The 14,374-nt window shown below is 74.5% G+C and carries 15 protein-coding genes; 5 read left to right on the forward strand and 10 right to left on the reverse strand.

Annotation, left to right across the window (positions count from 1 at the left end):
- Window positions 1-124: 124 nt before the first annotated feature.
- Window positions 125-853, forward strand: a complete 729-nt coding sequence (locus ABEA77_RS30795) for a GntR family transcriptional regulator (protein ID WP_345654906.1) — start codon at window positions 125-127, stop codon at window positions 851-853.
- Between the two features lie 99 nt (window positions 854-952).
- Here the strand turns inward: ABEA77_RS30795 and ABEA77_RS30800 are convergent, their stop codons facing one another.
- On the reverse strand, window positions 953-1,594 hold the full coding sequence (locus ABEA77_RS30800; RefSeq protein ID WP_345654909.1) for a superoxide dismutase: 642 nt from the start codon (window positions 1,592-1,594) through the stop codon (window positions 953-955).
- Between the two features lie 259 nt (window positions 1,595-1,853).
- Here ABEA77_RS30800 and nicT point away from each other — a divergent pair, with 259 nt between their 5' ends.
- Both nicT and ABEA77_RS30810 read left to right on the forward strand, forming a co-directional pair.
- Window positions 1,854-2,966, forward strand: a complete 1,113-nt coding sequence (gene nicT, locus ABEA77_RS30805; protein ID WP_425588426.1) for a Nickel transporter NicT — start codon at window positions 1,854-1,856, stop codon at window positions 2,964-2,966.
- Window positions 2,967-3,113: 147 nt separating this feature from the next.
- A complete protein-coding gene (locus ABEA77_RS30810; protein WP_345654911.1) occupies window positions 3,114-3,695 on the forward strand; it encodes a Fur family transcriptional regulator in 582 nt (193 codons plus the stop codon).
- Between the two features lie 99 nt (window positions 3,696-3,794).
- On the opposite strand, the gene ABEA77_RS30815 is transcribed toward ABEA77_RS30810, so the two are convergent.
- From ABEA77_RS30815 to ABEA77_RS30840, 6 genes are read right to left on the reverse strand one after another with little or no spacing between them, the layout of a single operon-like run.
- The gene (locus ABEA77_RS30815) at window positions 3,795-5,327 is read right to left on the reverse strand and encodes an aromatic amino acid lyase (protein ID WP_345654914.1); all 1,533 of its coding nucleotides are present in this window, start codon (window positions 5,325-5,327) and stop codon (window positions 3,795-3,797) included.
- Window positions 5,299-6,327, reverse strand: coding sequence for an ornithine cyclodeaminase family protein (locus tag ABEA77_RS30820; RefSeq protein ID WP_345654917.1), 1,029 nt, complete (start codon window positions 6,325-6,327; stop codon window positions 5,299-5,301). Before ABEA77_RS30820 ends, ABEA77_RS30815 begins: the two co-directional genes overlap by 29 nt.
- 56 nt (window positions 6,328-6,383) lie before the next feature.
- Complete coding sequence (locus tag ABEA77_RS30825) at window positions 6,384-7,316, reverse strand: glycine betaine ABC transporter substrate-binding protein (protein ID WP_345654920.1); 933 nt, start codon at window positions 7,314-7,316, stop codon at window positions 6,384-6,386.
- A gap of 57 nt (window positions 7,317-7,373) precedes the next feature.
- Window positions 7,374-8,129 (reverse strand): ABC transporter permease, encoded by a 756-nt coding sequence (locus ABEA77_RS30830; RefSeq protein ID WP_345654923.1) that lies wholly within the window; start codon window positions 8,127-8,129, stop codon window positions 7,374-7,376.
- Window positions 8,126-8,818 (reverse strand): ABC transporter permease, encoded by a 693-nt coding sequence (locus tag ABEA77_RS30835; RefSeq protein ID WP_345654926.1) that lies wholly within the window; start codon window positions 8,816-8,818, stop codon window positions 8,126-8,128. The genes ABEA77_RS30830 and ABEA77_RS30835 overlap by 4 nt, the downstream gene beginning before the upstream one ends.
- Window positions 8,815-10,002, reverse strand: a complete 1,188-nt coding sequence (locus ABEA77_RS30840) for an ABC transporter ATP-binding protein (protein ID WP_345654929.1) — start codon at window positions 10,000-10,002, stop codon at window positions 8,815-8,817. Before ABEA77_RS30840 ends, ABEA77_RS30835 begins: the two co-directional genes overlap by 4 nt.
- A 558-nt stretch (window positions 10,003-10,560) precedes the next feature.
- On the opposite strand from ABEA77_RS30840, the gene ABEA77_RS30845 reads away from it, so the two are divergent.
- Complete coding sequence (locus ABEA77_RS30845; RefSeq protein ID WP_345654932.1) at window positions 10,561-11,100, forward strand: winged helix-turn-helix domain-containing protein; 540 nt, start codon at window positions 10,561-10,563, stop codon at window positions 11,098-11,100.
- 135 nt (window positions 11,101-11,235) lie between these two features.
- Here ABEA77_RS30845 and ABEA77_RS30850 read toward each other — a convergent pair whose 3' ends face one another.
- On the reverse strand, window positions 11,236-12,453 hold the full coding sequence (locus ABEA77_RS30850; RefSeq protein ID WP_345654934.1) for an acyl-CoA dehydrogenase family protein: 1,218 nt from the start codon (window positions 12,451-12,453) through the stop codon (window positions 11,236-11,238).
- 228 nt (window positions 12,454-12,681) lie between these two features.
- On the opposite strand from ABEA77_RS30850, the gene ABEA77_RS30855 reads away from it, so the two are divergent.
- Entirely contained in the window at window positions 12,682-13,140 is a 459-nt protein-coding gene (locus ABEA77_RS30855) for an RrF2 family transcriptional regulator (RefSeq protein ID WP_345654938.1), read from the forward strand.
- A 22-nt stretch (window positions 13,141-13,162) separates the two neighbouring features.
- On the opposite strand, the gene ABEA77_RS30860 is transcribed toward ABEA77_RS30855, so the two are convergent.
- Together ABEA77_RS30860 and ABEA77_RS30865 are read right to left on the reverse strand one after the other, a co-directional pair.
- On the reverse strand, window positions 13,163-13,834 hold the full coding sequence (locus tag ABEA77_RS30860; RefSeq protein WP_345654941.1) for a GntR family transcriptional regulator: 672 nt from the start codon (window positions 13,832-13,834) through the stop codon (window positions 13,163-13,165).
- Between the two features lie 10 nt (window positions 13,835-13,844).
- A complete protein-coding gene (locus ABEA77_RS30865) occupies window positions 13,845-14,312 on the reverse strand; it encodes an OsmC family protein (RefSeq protein WP_345654943.1) in 468 nt (155 codons plus the stop codon).
- Window positions 14,313-14,374: the final 62 nt, after the last annotated feature.

Below are 14,374 nucleotides of genomic sequence, written 5' to 3' on the forward strand. Positions count from 1 at the left end.
CGGGCCCCGGCAACCGCCGCGGTGTTACGGCATCGCGCCGGCCGTTAACACTGGGTTACGCGGCCCCGGCGGGCGCCCGGTTAGGCTGAGGCGAGAGGGGAAACCGTCGGCCGCAGGAGGTCTGGTGAGCGCAGCGGACATACGGCAACCACTCGCGGCGCTGCGCGAGCGCGTACGCACCGAGCTGCGACACCGCATCGTCAGCGGTCAACTCCCGCCCGGCACACGGCTGGTTGAGCGCGAGTTGGCAGAGAGCCTGGGAGTCTCCCGGGTCCCGGTACGCGAGGCGATCCGCACGTTGACCGCCGAGGGCTTCGTCGTCGCCCTCTCGCCGCGCCGGGTGGTCGTACGGACGCTGACACCGGACGACGTGGACCAGATCTTCGAGCTGCGCGAGGCGCTGGAGGTGCACGCGGCGGGCCTTGCCGCGCAGCGCGCCACCCCGGCCGGGCTGCGCCGCCTCGCCGGCCTGCTCGACCACGCGGCGCGGGCGACCGCCGAACGCGCGGCCGAGGAGATCACCGACGTCAACACCCGCTTCCACGACGAGGTCCTGGCCATCGCGGGCAACCCCCTGCTGGCGGCGGCGCTTGAGCCGCTGGAGGGCCGGCTGCGCTGGCTGACCCGCCAGAACACGCGCTGGGACGACCTGTTGCGGGAACACCGCCGGCTGCTCGACGCCATCGCCTCTGGCGACCCCGCGAGGGCGCGGGCCCTCGCCGGGGAACACGTCAGGGTCAACCGGCTGGCCGTACGCGCGCTCCTCTTCGGCGACGGCTCCGCACGGCAGCGTTCTCACGGCGGGCGAAGTGGCGGCTCCCGCCCCGGCCACCCCGCCGGCCGGGTCTGCTGACCCCGGCGCCGGGGAAGGGCGCTCGCGGGACCGCACCGGCCCGCGGTCGCCCTTCGGCGGTGTGCCCCGGGCACAGGGAGGTCGTCGGGGGAGGCGGGGTCAGGGGGCGAGGAGGAGGGTGTGGGCGCGGGTCTTGGCGGTGGCGTAGCGCTTGGCCACGTCCTGCCAGTTCACGACGTTCCACATGGCCTCGATGAAGTCGACCTTCTGGTTCTTGTACTGGAGGTAGAAGGCGTGCTCCCAGGCGTCGAAGACCAGGATCGGCACGGAGCCCTGGCCGACGTTGCCCTGGTGGTCGTAGATCTGCTCGACGATGAGCCGGCCGCCGACCGGCTCGTACGCGAGGACACCCCAGCCTGAGCCCTGCGTGGTGGCGGCCGCCTTGGTCAGCTGCGCCTTGAAGCCGGCGAAGGAGCCGAAGGACTCGGCGATCGCGTCGGCGAGGTCGCCCACGCCGTCGGCGGCCAGGGGCTCGCCGCCGCCTTCGCCGGTCATGTTGTGCCAGTAGATCGAGTGGAGGATGTGGCCGGAGAGGTGGAACGCCAGGTTCTTCTCCAGCCCGTTGATCGCGCCCCAGGAGCCCTTGTCCCGGGCCTCCTCAAGCTGCTCCAGGGTGTCGTTGGCGCCCTTGACGTAGGCGGCGTGGTGCTTGTCGTGGTGGAGCTCCACGATCTGCGGGTCGATGACCGGCTCAAGCGCCGTGTAGTCGTAAGGGAGTTCAGGAAGCGTGTAGATGGCCATGGCTGTACGAGCCCTCCGTCGTCCTTATTGCACATACTATGCAACTGCACGCTAGCAGCAAGACAGACAGCGGACGCGGCCACGTCACCCCGCACAAGCGCAGATCTCGTTCTTGCGAACTTGTTGCGACAAGGGTCGTTCTGGAGCTACTGTCACGCTGTTTGAGCTGGTCCACCTACCCGTCGGGAGAGGCTCCGTGAGTGCCGACATATCCGCACAGCCGTCGCTGGGCGAGCGCCTGGGGGCGTTCCGGCGCTCGCTGACGCCGTACGACCGGCGCTCGCTCGCCGGCATGGTGGGCTTCATCGTGCTGCTGCACGTCGTCGGGTTCGGCGTGCTGTTCGGCCTGGTGGCCCCGAAGCACTACCACCTCGGCGGCGACCACCCCGTCTTCAACATCGGCGTCGGCGTCCTCGCCTACACCTTCGGCCTGCGCCACGCCTTCGACGCCGACCACATCGCCGCCGTCGACAACACCACCCGCAAGCTCCTCGCCGACAACGTCGAGCGGGAGGCCCGCGGCGTCGCCCGGGAGCGCCGCCCGCTCTCGGTGGGCTTCTGGTTCTCCCTCGGCCACTCCACCATCGTCTTCGCGCTCTCCTTCCTGCTCTCCGTCGGCGTCAAGGCGCTCGTCGGGCAGGTCGAGAACGACGACTCCAGCCTGCACTCCGCGACCGGCATCATCGGCGCCTCGGTCTCGGGCGTCTTCCTGTGGATCCTCGGCATCCTCAACCTCGCCGTCCTCGTCGGCATCATCAAGATCTTCCGCAGGATGCGCCAGGGCCACTTCGACGAGCAGGAGCTTGAGGACCAGCTCAACAAGCGCGGCCTGATGAACCGCTTCCTTGGCGGGCTCACCAAGTCCGTGCGCAAGGCGTGGCACATCTACCCGATCGGCGTCCTGTTCGGCCTGGGCTTCGACACGGCCACCGAGGTCGGCCTGCTGGTGCTCGCGGGCGGCGCCGCCGCGTTCAGCCTGCCGTTCTACTCGATCCTCGTCCTGCCGATCCTCTTCGCGGCCGGCATGTGCCTGATGGACACCGTCGACGGCGTGTTCATGAACGCCGCCTACGGCTGGGCCTTCGCCAAGCCCGTGCGCAAGGTCTTCTACAACATCACCATCACCTCCATCTCGGTCGCCGTCGCCCTGATCATCGGCACCATCGAGCTGATCGGCGTCCTGACCGACCAGGCCAACATCACCTCGGGCCCGCTCGCCGCGATCGCCGACATCAACCTCGACTACGCGGGCTACGGCATCGTCGGCCTCTTCTTCCTCTCCTGGCTCGTCGCGCTCCTCGTCTGGCGCTGGGGCCGCTTCGAGGAGAGGTGGTCCACCAACCTCGCCCCACGCACCGTGGACGGCGACTGAGCGCCCCGTCACGAGCCGCCCCGGCCCCCGCGCACCGGCATCCCGCCGGCCCGCGGGGGCCACGCCACACCCCCGCACCGCACCCCCGCGACCGCGACCCCCGCATCCGCGTGCCGGGCGCCCGGCACGAGAACGGAACGGAACGGCATGAACGAGCGGACCACCCCCGTGCTCCTGCGGGACGTCATGGACAGGTTCGGCGACCTCGGCGGCCGGGTGCGTGACCGCCTGCACGCCCAGCGCCTGCGCGCCACCCCGGCCCGCATCGCCGTCATGGCGGCCCTCACGGACGCCCCGGGCGTCGACCGCCGCGACCTCGCCCCGGCGCCCGCGGCCGCCACCCGCGCGGTCCCGGGGCACCTCACCGTCCTCGGCCTGCAGCGCGCGGTCGCCGGCCTCGGCGTCCCCCTCGACGGCGCGACCGTCTACCGGACCGTCACCACGCTCCAGGAACTCGGCCTGGTCCACCACGTCGCCATCCGCGACCGCGCCGCCCGCTACGGCCTGAGCGACCCGGCACACCACCACGCCGTCTGCGCGGAGTGCGGCACGCTGCGCTCCGTCCCCGCACAGCAGCTCGCGCACCTCCTCGACGCGGCCGCAGGCCTCGCGGACCTGGCGCCCCAGGAGTGCGGCGCGCTCACCCTGCACGGCCGCTGCGCCGCCTGCCGTACGGGGGCGGCGCGGCCTCCTCGCTCGGCGGGCGCGCCCGTACGCAGGGACGGCTGACCAACCGGGGCCGCGCCCCACGTGCCACCGGCCACCGGCCGCCCCGGAAACCCGCCCCTGCACGACCCGCCTCCGCCCACGAACGCGCCCCGCGCGCCCTCACTCCCCCGTCTGCTCCCGCCGCAGTAGCCCGCGCAGGGCCACCAGGTCCTCGCCGAAGAACCGGTCCTCCGGCGTGTCCGGCAGGACCGCGCCAAGACCGTCGAACACCTCGCCCAACTCCGCAGCCCCCTCGGGCAGTACGGCGCCGAGGCAGCGCGCCTGGTGCAGGGCGAGCAGCTCGCAGGCGACGACGTCGGTCAGCCCGTCGAGGGCCAGGCGGCAGCTCTCCGCCGCCTCCACGGAGAACGACTGGACGTCCTCCTGGCCCGCCGACGTCTCCATCGTGCCGAGCGTCGGCGCGGCCGTGAGCGGCCGCAGCCCGTGCACCACGCCCACGGCCCGCTTGTGCACGGGCGAGACGCCGGTGTGCGGTCCCGGGTCGGGCGAGAGCTGCGCGGCGAGCCCCGTGACCTTCGGGTCCAGCATCCGGTGCAGCCGTACGGAGCCCAGCTCGGCCGCTCCCGCGAGGGCCGTGGTCAGCAGGTGGAGATGGGCGGCGAGGTCGTAGCCGTGGAAGCCCGCCGTGCCGAGGAAGCGGCCCGTGCCGTCCGCGTCCTCGGCGTACGCGGGCGAGTCGGTGACCCCGGCGAGCGCGCGGCCCGCGGCCTCCTCCACCGCGCCCACCGCGCGCTCCAGGTGCGCGAGCACCTGGGCCGACACCCGGAACGAGACGGGCGGCTGGAGCGCCCGCGAACCGCCCGCGCGCCCGGCGAGCCGCAGCACCTCGGCCGCCGTCGCGGCGAGAGCACGGTCGCCCCGGGCGAGCGCGGGGTCGAGCGCGTCGCGGGCCGCGCCGGTGAGCGCGAACTCGCCCGCCACCGCCCGTACGCACTGCCGCAGCACCGTACGGGCGCGGTCCGCGCACAGCAGCGCGAGGCCGGTCGTCACCGGCACCCCCTGGATCAGCGCGACCCCCTCCTTGGGTCCGAGCGCGAGGGGCGCGAGCCCCGCCGCGGCGAGCGCGGGCCCCGCGGCCGCCGCGGCGCCCGGCGCCGCGGGGTCGAGGACGGCGCCCCGCCCGGTGACGGCGGCCGACAGGTGGGCGAGCGGGATGATCTCCCCGGCGGCGCCGAGTGCCGTACGGGGCAGGGCCGGCAGGACGTCCGCGGCCAGCAGCTCGGCGAGGCGCGCGCACAGGGCGCCGCCCGCGCCGCTGTCTCCGTTGAGGAAGGTGCGCAGCCGCACGGCGAGCACCGCGCGGGTCTCCACGCGGTCGAGCCAGGGCGCGGCGCCCACCGAGCGGGCGAGCGCCAGGGCCTCCTGGTGGCGTGCCTGCTCGGCCTCGCTCAGCCGCCGCTCGGAGAGGGCGCCCATGCCGGTGGTGACGCCGTACACCGGCGCGCCCGAGGCGAGCGCGGCGAGGACCCGCGCGCGGCGCTCCCCGACCCGGTCGAGCAGTTCGGGTGCGAGGACCGGTGGGCGCCCCGTGCGGGCGATCCGCAGCACGGCGCGCGCCCCGAGGTCCCCGGGGCGCCGCACGGGCGGCTCCCGCGGCGGCTGGTCAGCGGTATCTGAGGAGGGTGCCGGCATCAGCGCTCCTGGCACGTTCGAGGACGAGGTGGCCGACGGCGACGTCCAGGATCGAAAGTCCCCGGTGCCACAGCAGTATCCGCTCCCGCTCGTCCTCGCGGCCCGGCCTGCGCCCGGTGAGGATGTCGCCTAGCTCCGCGTGGAGGGTGTCGGCGGACAGCCTGCCCGTGTCGACGTGGTGGCGCAGGGCGCCGAAGCGCCCGGAGCGCGCCTCGCGCCAGTCGTCCACGACGACCTTGTCGACGGTGTCGAGCAGGTCGTGCGAGACGGCGCTGACCGTCCCGTACGGCACCACGAAGGCGCCGGACTTGACGAGGCCCGGGTGGAGCAGCGGCGCGGGCTCGGTCAGCCGGGTGGCCTCCACCAGGATGTCCGCGCCGTCGAACGCCTCGGCGACGGAGTCGGTGACCCGTACGGGCGTGTCGGTGTGCTCGGCGAGCCGCCGCGCGAACTCCTCGCGCGACTCGGGCCTCTTGCTGGTGACCCTGATCTCGTCCAGGTCGAACAGGGAGTCCAGCATGGTGACGTTGGAGAAGGCGGTGCCGCGTGCGCCCGCGTGGCCGAGGACCCGGGAGCCGGGGCGCGCCAGGTGGCGCGCGCCGACCGCCGTCATGGCGCCCGTGCGCGCCTCCGTGACGAAGGTGGCGTCGATGACGGCCTGCGGCACGCCGGTCGCCGGGTCGTACAGGGTGAGCAGCGCGAGCTCGCTGGGCAGCCCGAGGCGGTAGTTGGGGTGGAAGTCGCCGACGACCTTGACGCCGCTGACGCCGTGGTCGCCGAGGCTGGAGACGTGTCCGCGCAGGACGTTGAAGTGGCCGGCGCCGCCGTTGTCGGGCACGAGGTGGACGCGCGGCTCGAAGACGGTCTCGCCGCGTCCGTGCGCGGCGACCACCCCCTCGACCGCGTCGATGACCTCGCCCGAGGTGATGCCGAGTTCCTCGATGTCGGGTCCTGAGAGGAACCTCAGCCACAGCGGTCGGCGGGGTGCGGAAGCGTGCACGGGGTGTGTGTCCTGAGGTCGCGGGCGGGTGGGGCTGCGGGCGTACGGCCCCTGGCTCAGGGCTTCTTGGCCAGGTCCGCGATGGAGGTGAGGTGGTACTTCTTCGCGGTGGCTGAGGTGACGACGATGGCGTCGGTGTCCTGTGCCGACGACTGCGCGAGGACCGTGAGCGAGGCGGGGGCCGCCTTCCTGAGGGCCCTGTACACGGCGTCTGACGTCTCGGCGTGCGCGTTCTTGTCGAAGTACTGGAGCAGGACACCCGTGTACTCGGGCACCAGGTCGATGGAGCCCTGCTGGAGGCCGGGGATGTAGGTCTCGCGGCTGCCGATGTTCAGCTTCTTGGAGACGGTGGCGCCCTGGGCGGTGAGGGCGTCGGCGTAGAGGTGGGCGAGCAGGACGCTCTCCTGGAAGTTGGCGGAGCCGACGGTCAGGCGGGTCCCGGCGGCGCGGGTGCCGTGCGCGGCCAGCCCGTTGGCGCCGAGCCACTTCTTCGCCACGGCGTCGGGGTCCTTCTTCTCCGCGACGACCTCCTCGTTGAGCTGGACGAGCGCGTCGGTGGTGAGCTTCGCGGAGACGGCGTCGAGCACCTCGGCGGCGCCGGGCGTCACCTTCTTCTTCGCGGCGAGCGGTACGACGTTCTGCGCGAGGAAGAGGTGCCCCGGGTCCTTGAGCACCACGAAGTGGTCGGTCTTGACGGACGGGTCGGTGGTGAAGACGTTGCCCGCGTCGATCTGGCCGTTCTTCAGGGCGTTCACGGTGAGCGGGCCGCCGGCGTCCAGCGGCTTGAAGGTGTCGAAGGTGACGCCGTAGACCTTCTTCAGGCCGGTCAGGCCGTCCGTGCGGGTCTTGAACTCGGGGGCGGCGCCCAGGATCATCCCGCCGGCCACCGAGTCGCCGCCCCCGCCGGAGCCGGCCCCCGAGCCGCACGCGGTGAGGGTGGTGGCGGCGAGCGCGGCGAGGGCGCAGGCGAGCAGTGGTGTGCGCTTCATGGGTTCTTCTCCTTGAGGATGTCGCGGGTCGCGCGGCGCGGCGGGCGCGCGGCGGGGTCACGGCAGTACGGGCTCCGTGGGGGTGTCCGCGGCGGCGCGGGCCGCGCCGCGGCGGGCGGCGCCGAACCTGCCGGAGACGCCGGGTGAGACGGTGTACCGCTGGACCAGGGCGAGGACGCCGTCGATGGCGAGGGCCAGCGCGGCCACCAGCACGGCGCCGCCGGTCATCTGGCCGAAGTCCCGTGCGGCCAGGCCGTCGTAGAGGTAGCGGCCGATGCCGCCGAGCCCCACGTACGCGGCGACGGTGGCGGTCGCCACGACCTGGAGGACGGCGCTGCGCAGCCCGGAGAGGACCAGGGGAAGCGCGATCGGCAACTCCACCCGCAGCAGCACCTGGCGCCCCGTCATGCCGACGCCCGAGGAGGCGTCGCGGACCGCGGGGTCGACGTTCTGGATCCCGGCGGAGGTGTTGCCGAGGATCGGCGGGATCGCCAGCAGGACGAGGACGATCTCGGTGGGCACCAGGTACGGGGCGTCGCCGCGGCCGCCGATGTGCGGCGAGACCAGCACGTACAGCAGGATGAGCAGGCCGAAGGTGGGCAGCGCGCGGACGCCGTTGGCCACTGTCACCAGGGACCTGGCGCGGCCCGTGTGGCCGATGTACAGGCCGAGCGGCACCGCGACGGCCGCGGCGATCACGACGGCGGTCAGGGAGTACTCCAGGTGCGCGGCGAGCTGCGCGGGGATGCCGGGTGTGCCGAGGTCGTCGCGCCAGTGCGCGGGCTCCGTGAGCCAGGTGAGTGCGTCGCTCATCGCCGCACCTCCGGCCGGCGCCAGGGGGTCAGGGCCCGGTTGCCGAGGACGATCAGCAGGTCGAGCACGAGGGCGAGGGCGACGCACAGCACGATGCCCCACACGATCGGCGGGTAGTACGGGCCGCCAGAGGAGAGCTGGAAGCCGTTGGTGAACAGCTGGCCGAGCTCGGGGACGCCGATGGTGCCCGCGATGGCGACGAGGCTGACGTTGGCGACCACCGCGACCCGCAGCCCGGCGGCGATCACCGGCACCGCGAGCGGCAGGTCGACCCGCAGCAGGCGCTGGAGCGGTGTGTGGCCGACCGCGGTGGCCGCGGCCACGACATCCTCGGGGACCGCGCGCAGCCCGTCGGCGACCACCCGGGACAGCAGCGCGACGGTGTAGACGCTCAGCGCCACGACGACGTTGACCGGGTCGAGGATCCTCGTGCCGAGGATGCTGGGCATGGCGACGAACAGGGCGAGCGAGGGGATCGTGTAGAGGAGCCCGCCGACCGACACCAGCGGCGGGTACGCCCACCTGCGGCGGGTGGCGAGGTAGCCGAGCGGCAGGGAGACGGCGAGGCCGATCAGCACGGGCAGCACGGAGAGCCAGGTGTGCGACCAGAGCCAGCGCAGGATCTCCGCGTGGTGCGCGGAGAAGTACGCGAGGAGTCCCGGCGGCGCGTCGCCGCTCGCGCGCGTCACGCCTGCCGCCCGGCGTCGGCCGTGTCCTGCGGCGCGTCCGCGTGCTCCCGGTTGCGCCGCTCGATGAGCTCGACGGCGGACGCGGGCGTGAGGGTGCCGAGCAGCCGCCCTTCGGGGTCGGTGACCACGCCGCGCCCGCTCGGCGCGGAGAGCGCGGCGTCCAGCAGCTCCCGCAGGGTGCCGTCAGCGGGGGCCGTGGTGCCCCCGAGGTTGAGCAGGCCGGGGGTGACGCGCGCGTCCGCGTCGGCTTGCGCGCCGGCCTTCGTGGCCGGCGCGGCCTGGGCGTTCGCGCTCGGCGGTACGCGCAGCCAGCCCTGCGGCCGGTCGTCCGCGTCGACGGCGAGCACCCAGCCGTCGCGGGCGCGGTCCGCGGCTGCCGCCAGGCTCTCGCCGAGGCGCACCGCGGGCTCCTCCTGGAGCGTGGCGGGCGCCGACGCGGCGAAGCCGAGGGCGCGGTAGCCGCGGTCGCGGCCGACGAAGCCCGCGACGAAGGCGTCCGCGGGGCGGGCGAGCAGCTCGGCGGGCGGGGCCACCTGGGCGAGCCGGCCGCCGACCCGCAGCACCGCGATCAGGTCGCCGAGCTTGACGGCCTCATCGATGTCGTGGGTGACGAACACGATGGTCTTGCCCAACTCGCCCTTAAGGCGCAGGAACTCGTCCTGGAGCTGCTCGCGCACCACCGGGTCGACCGCGCTGAACGGCTCGTCCATCAGCATCACCGGCGGGTCCGCGGCGAGCGCCCGCGCGACCCCGACGCGCTGCTGCTGCCCGCCGGACAGCTGGGCCGGGTAGCGCTCGGCCAACTCGCCCGGCAGGCCGACGCGTTCGAGGAGCTCCCGGGCGTGCGAGCGGGCCGTCCTGCGGCTCTCGCCGAGCAGCAGGGGGACGGTGGCGACGTTGTCGACGACGGTCCTGTGCGGCAGCAGCCCCGAGTGCTGGATCACATAGCCGATGCGGCGGCGCAGCTGGGCGGGCGGCGAGTCGGCGGTGTCGGCGCCGTCCAGCAGGACCCGGCCGGACGTGGGCTCGACCATGCGGTTGATCATCCGCAGCGAGGTGGTCTTGCCGCAGCCCGAGGGTCCGACGAGGACGGTCGTCCGGCCGGCGGGCGCCTGGAGGTCGAGGCCGTCGACCGCGACAGTCCCGTCCGCGTAGCGCTTGGTCACGGACTCGAAGACGATCATGTACCGGTCCTCCCGGCCGCTGGTGCAGGTGCGAGACGCGGCAGCCCCCGCGCCGCCGCCCGCTCCGGGACCTGGCGCCGTGCCCGCGCGGCGCCCCCCGCGCCGACGCGGAAGGTGTGCTGCCGCTCGCGGGATCGTGGCATGCCGTCCGGGCGTCCAGGAACCGCTCGCGGGGCCGCGGGGGCAGCCGCCATGAAAGGGCAATACTGCGGCAACAATCCGTCTCTCGCGGTACGGTGACAGTCACCCGGTGTGACGGTTGCGGTCCGCGGACGTCGCCGACCGTGACCGTCCGCCGCTTCCCGCCGTTTCCCCTACTGTTTTTATAGGGAAGACGTTGACGTGCGGCCGATGCCGCCGGGACCATGGGGGCATGACCCGCACGCAGCAGCCGCTCGTTCGCCGCAGGCACGTCGACTTCCGTCGCGTCGCCAGCGCGGTCTGCCGCCGCTCCTGAGGTCGCCCCCGCGGGTCTTGTGCATCCGCGGGCCGCGTCGACCAGTGCGGGCCCTCACGGGCCATCCACCCCCACCGGCCCACCAGGACAGGACCACCGCCATGACCACGGCGCTGCCTTCAGCCGACCCCGCCCCCGTCTCGCGCACCGCTCCCCGCCTCCGGCTCGCGACACCCGCGGAGCCCGTCGAGGCGGGCGGTACCCAGCAGTTGACCGCCTACCTCGTACTGCTGCCCGCCGACACCGACCCCGCGCCGCTGTTCGCGGACGCCGGCCTGCGGCCGCACATCCAGGCCGTGGCGATCGACGAGGTGCCCACCCCGCCGCCCGCCCCCGCGCGCGTACCGCTCGTGCGGGACGGGGTGCTGGTCGACGCCGACCAGCGCACGGCAGCGGTCGACGGGGCCGAACTCGACCTGACGTTTTTGGAGTTCTCCCTGCTCGCGCACCTCATGGAGCGCCCCGGGCAGGTGTACTCCCGCGAACAGCTCATCCACCACGTCTGGGGCTACGACCACGTCGGCGACGGCCGCACCGTGGACGTCCATGTGGCGAGACTCCGGCGGAAGTTGGGTCCCGCGCACCGGCGCAGCATCGTCACCGTCCGCCGAGTCGGCTACAAGTACGTGCCCCGCGCCTGACGTCCGGCCCGGTTCCGCACGCCGAGGCGGCGCGCGGAACCGGGCCCCTGCGGCGAGCCGGCCCGCGCGCGGCAGACGGCTGTGCGACCCGCGCGCGGCGAGCACCCCCGCGGGGGCAGACCGCCCCGCGCCGCCTCACGCCCAGGGGGCCGCCGCGCCGAGCGCGCCGCTGAGGTAGTGCTCGCCGATGGCGCGCAGCCCCTGGCCCTCGGGGGCCCGTACGACCAGGGTCCGCAGGTCGCGCCAGAACCGGTCGAGCCCGTCCGCCCGCGCGAGCCCGAGCACCCGCTCCCCCGCGCGCAGGGCGGCGGGGACGGTCGCCGCCTCCGCCGCCGCCACCAGCACGGCCGTGCGGGCGCGGCGCTCCTCGTCGAGTCCGGGGCCCGCGCCGAGCGCCTCGGACAGGGCCGTGGTGGCCTGCGCCACGACGGCCGACGCGCCGTGCAGGGCGAGCGCGAGCGACCCGAAGGTCCGCAGCATGTCGCCGTCGGCGGGCGCGAGCGGGCCGCCCGGGTCCTCGGTGGCCCGCGCGCTGCGGGCCGCGGCGCGGCTGAGCTCCCCCGCCTCGGCGAGCGCGCCCTCCGCGATGCCGAGCGCCACATGCGTGAGCACGAGCCGCAGCGTGAGCGGGGCGAGCGTGGTGAAGGGGGCCGCCGTCTCGTCGTCGGCGGCGGCCGGGCCGAGCACGGCGTCACCGCCCGCGGGCACCCCGTCGAAGTGGCAGGTGCCCGCGTCGGCGAGGCGCTGGCCGAACCGGTCGTGCGCCTGCTCACGGGTGACCCCCGCGTGCCGCGGGTCCACGAGCACCACGACCGGCTCGCCCGTGTCGTCGGCCGTGGCGTCGAGGACGAGCCGGTCGGCGACGGTCACGGCACAGGCCAGGGCCCGGCTGCCGCGCAGGACTGCGCCGCCGCGGCGCACGGCGCGCACCAGGGAGGCCCCGGTGCCGGCCTCCCCGCCGAACGCGTGCGGGTACGGCGTCCCCGTGTCGCCCGCCCACAGCCACTGGCCCGTGCGCGCGGCGGCCTCGACGGCTCGTGCGCGCTCCGGGTCGGAGAAGAACCGGGCGCTCCAGGACAACGCGTAGTGCCGGCCGAGGAGTTCACCGAGCGAGCCGTCGGCGGCCGCGATGCGGCGCACCACCGCGCAGCCGGTCGGCCACTCCATGCCGAGGCCCCTGCCGTCGGGCGGCGCGAGCGCGGGCAGCAGGCCCGACTCGCGGATCCGCGCCATCTCGTCGTACGGGGGCTTGCCCGCGCGGTCCCGCTCGACGGCGTCGACGGCGAGGTCGTCCGCGAGTTCGCGGGCGACCCGCAGCCAGAAGACCCCCGTGTCGTCCGCCGCGCCGCTCACCGGTGCGCCCCGAGCCGTCGTGCGATCGCGCTTCCCACCGTCCCACCACTTCCCCATTATTCCTATCTGAATAGTAGGGAATATGGGTCACGGGCCCGCGCCGTGCAAGGGCGTGTCCGCCCATCGGACATCGGGTGACCGGCACGCGGACACCCGCGCCCCTCCCCGTGCCGGGCGCCCCGGGCCCCGGCGTACGCCCTTCCGGCACGCATACGGGATAATGACGCCATGCGGATCTCGGCCAAAGCGGACTACGCGGTGCGTGCCGCCCTCCAGCTCGCCGCCGCGCGCGACGGCGAGCCGCTCACGGCCGAGGCGGTCGCCGAGGCCCAGCAGATCCCGCACAAATTCCTCGAAGCCATCCTCAACGACCTGCGCAGGGGCGGCCTCGTGCTCAGCCAGCGCGGCGCGAACGGCGGCTACCGGCTGGCGAAGGCACCGGACTCGATCAGCATCGCGGACGTGATCCGCACGGTCGACGGCCCGCTCGTCTCGGTGCAGGGCGTCAGGCCGCCCGACCTCTCCTACACCGGGCCGGCCGACTCGCTGCTGCCCCTGTGGATCGCGCTGCGGGCCGGCGTCCGCCGCATCCTGGAGGGCGTCACGCTGCACGACGTGGTCAGCGGCCGGCTCCCCGCCGACGTGGTCGCGCTCACCGACGCCCCCGCCGCCTGGGTCAACCCGTAAGTCCCGGCCGCGGGAACCGGCTTCAGGGGCGCGTGCCGCTCTGCGACACCCGGCGCAGGTAGTCCTCCGTGGCCTCGGCGGCATGGCCGACGTGCTCCGCCATCAGGGCGCGCGCCGCGTCCCTGTCGCCCGCCTCGACCGCGTCGAGCACCGCCCGGTGCTCCCGTGCCGCGCGGACCAGCTGGCCGCTCGCGGTCAGCCCTTCGAGCGGCATCTGCCGCCAGACCCGGCCCACGAAGTCCGCGAGCAGCGGCGACCCGCTGGCGCGCGCGACCGCCAGGTGGAAGCGGGAGTTGAGGTCGCCGGTGGCGGACGGGCCGCCGTCGGCGAGCGCCCGGTCCATGGCGTCGCAGGCCGCGGCCATGCCGGCCACGTCGCCCGGGTCCTTGCGCATGGCCGCGAGCATCGCCGCCTCCGGCTCCAGGATGGAGCGCAGCATGGAGACCTCGGAGGAGCGCTCGGCGGGCTGGCCGCCGATCACCGTGGTGTGGTTCGGCCGCCGCACGACGAGGCCCTGCTCGGCGAGGAGGGACAGCGCGTCGCGCACCGGCGTCTGGCTCATCTGCAACTGCTCGGCCAGCGTGGCCAGTACGACCCGCTGGCCCGGCGCGAGCTCACCCGTCCTGATCGCGCGGAGCAGCGCCTGGTAGGCGACCTCGCTCTTGGTGGGGGCGTGCGCCGGGCCGAGACTCATGTCTGCCAGCCTAACGGGCCGCGATGCCCGCGACACCGGGCCCGCGGCGCGCCGGGTCGCCGGGCCGCGCCTCCACCGCGACGGTCACCTTCCCGCCGCGCGAAATCGTCCCGTACACCGGACAGTTCTCGGTGTAGAGGCGGGTGAGCCGCTCCGCGGTCTCCTGGTCGACTCCCCAGGTGGTGACGGAGAGGGCGACCTCCTCGTAGCGGGTGGGGTCGGACTCGTCGCGGGTGTAGCCGACGGTGGTCTCGACGTCGTCGAGCGGCGCGTCCTCCTCCCGCGCGAAGTGGGTGATGCTGCTGACGGCGCAGGTGCCGAGCGAGGCGAGCAGCAGCTCGCCCGCGAGCCACGCCTGGCCGAGGCCGCCGCGCCCGCCCGTCGAGTCGGTGACGAGGAACTGCTCGCGCGCCTCGGCCAGGAACCGGCCGGCCGTCCGCGTGGTGGTGACGGTGACGCTGTCGTCGTACGTCGTCATGGGGTGTCCTTAAGAATGTGAGGCGGTCCGGGAGGGCCGGGTGTGGCTGATGGGGTGTCTGC

Source organism: Streptomyces tremellae (assembly GCF_039540215.1).
Classification (GTDB): Bacteria; Actinomycetota; Actinomycetes; order Streptomycetales; family Streptomycetaceae; genus Streptomyces; species Streptomyces tremellae.

Bases quoted from the DNA above. Each gene is read 5' to 3' on its own strand.
- ABEA77_RS30815 (WP_345654914.1), bottom strand. From the start codon at position 5,327: ATGCCGGCACCCTCCTCAGATACCGCTGACCAGCCGCCGCGGGAGCCG.
- ABEA77_RS30810 (WP_345654911.1), top strand. From the start codon at position 3,114: ATGAACGAGCGGACCACCCCCGTGCTCCTGCGGGACGTCATGGACAGG.
- ABEA77_RS30800 (WP_345654909.1), bottom strand. From the start codon at position 1,594: ATGGCCATCTACACGCTTCCTGAACTCCCTTACGACTACACGGCGCTT.
- ABEA77_RS30825 (WP_345654920.1), bottom strand. From the start codon at position 7,316: ATGAAGCGCACACCACTGCTCGCCTGCGCCCTCGCCGCGCTCGCCGCC.
- ABEA77_RS30860 (WP_345654941.1), bottom strand. From the start codon at position 13,834: ATGAGTCTCGGCCCGGCGCACGCCCCCACCAAGAGCGAGGTCGCCTAC.
- ABEA77_RS30845 (WP_345654932.1), top strand. From the start codon at position 10,561: ATGACCACGGCGCTGCCTTCAGCCGACCCCGCCCCCGTCTCGCGCACC.
- ABEA77_RS30840 (WP_345654929.1), bottom strand. From the start codon at position 10,002: ATGATCGTCTTCGAGTCCGTGACCAAGCGCTACGCGGACGGGACTGTC.
- ABEA77_RS30855 (WP_345654938.1), top strand. From the start codon at position 12,682: ATGCGGATCTCGGCCAAAGCGGACTACGCGGTGCGTGCCGCCCTCCAG.
- ABEA77_RS30865 (WP_345654943.1), bottom strand. From the start codon at position 14,312: ATGACGACGTACGACGACAGCGTCACCGTCACCACCACGCGGACGGCC.
- ABEA77_RS30830 (WP_345654923.1), bottom strand. From the start codon at position 8,129: ATGAGCGACGCACTCACCTGGCTCACGGAGCCCGCGCACTGGCGCGAC.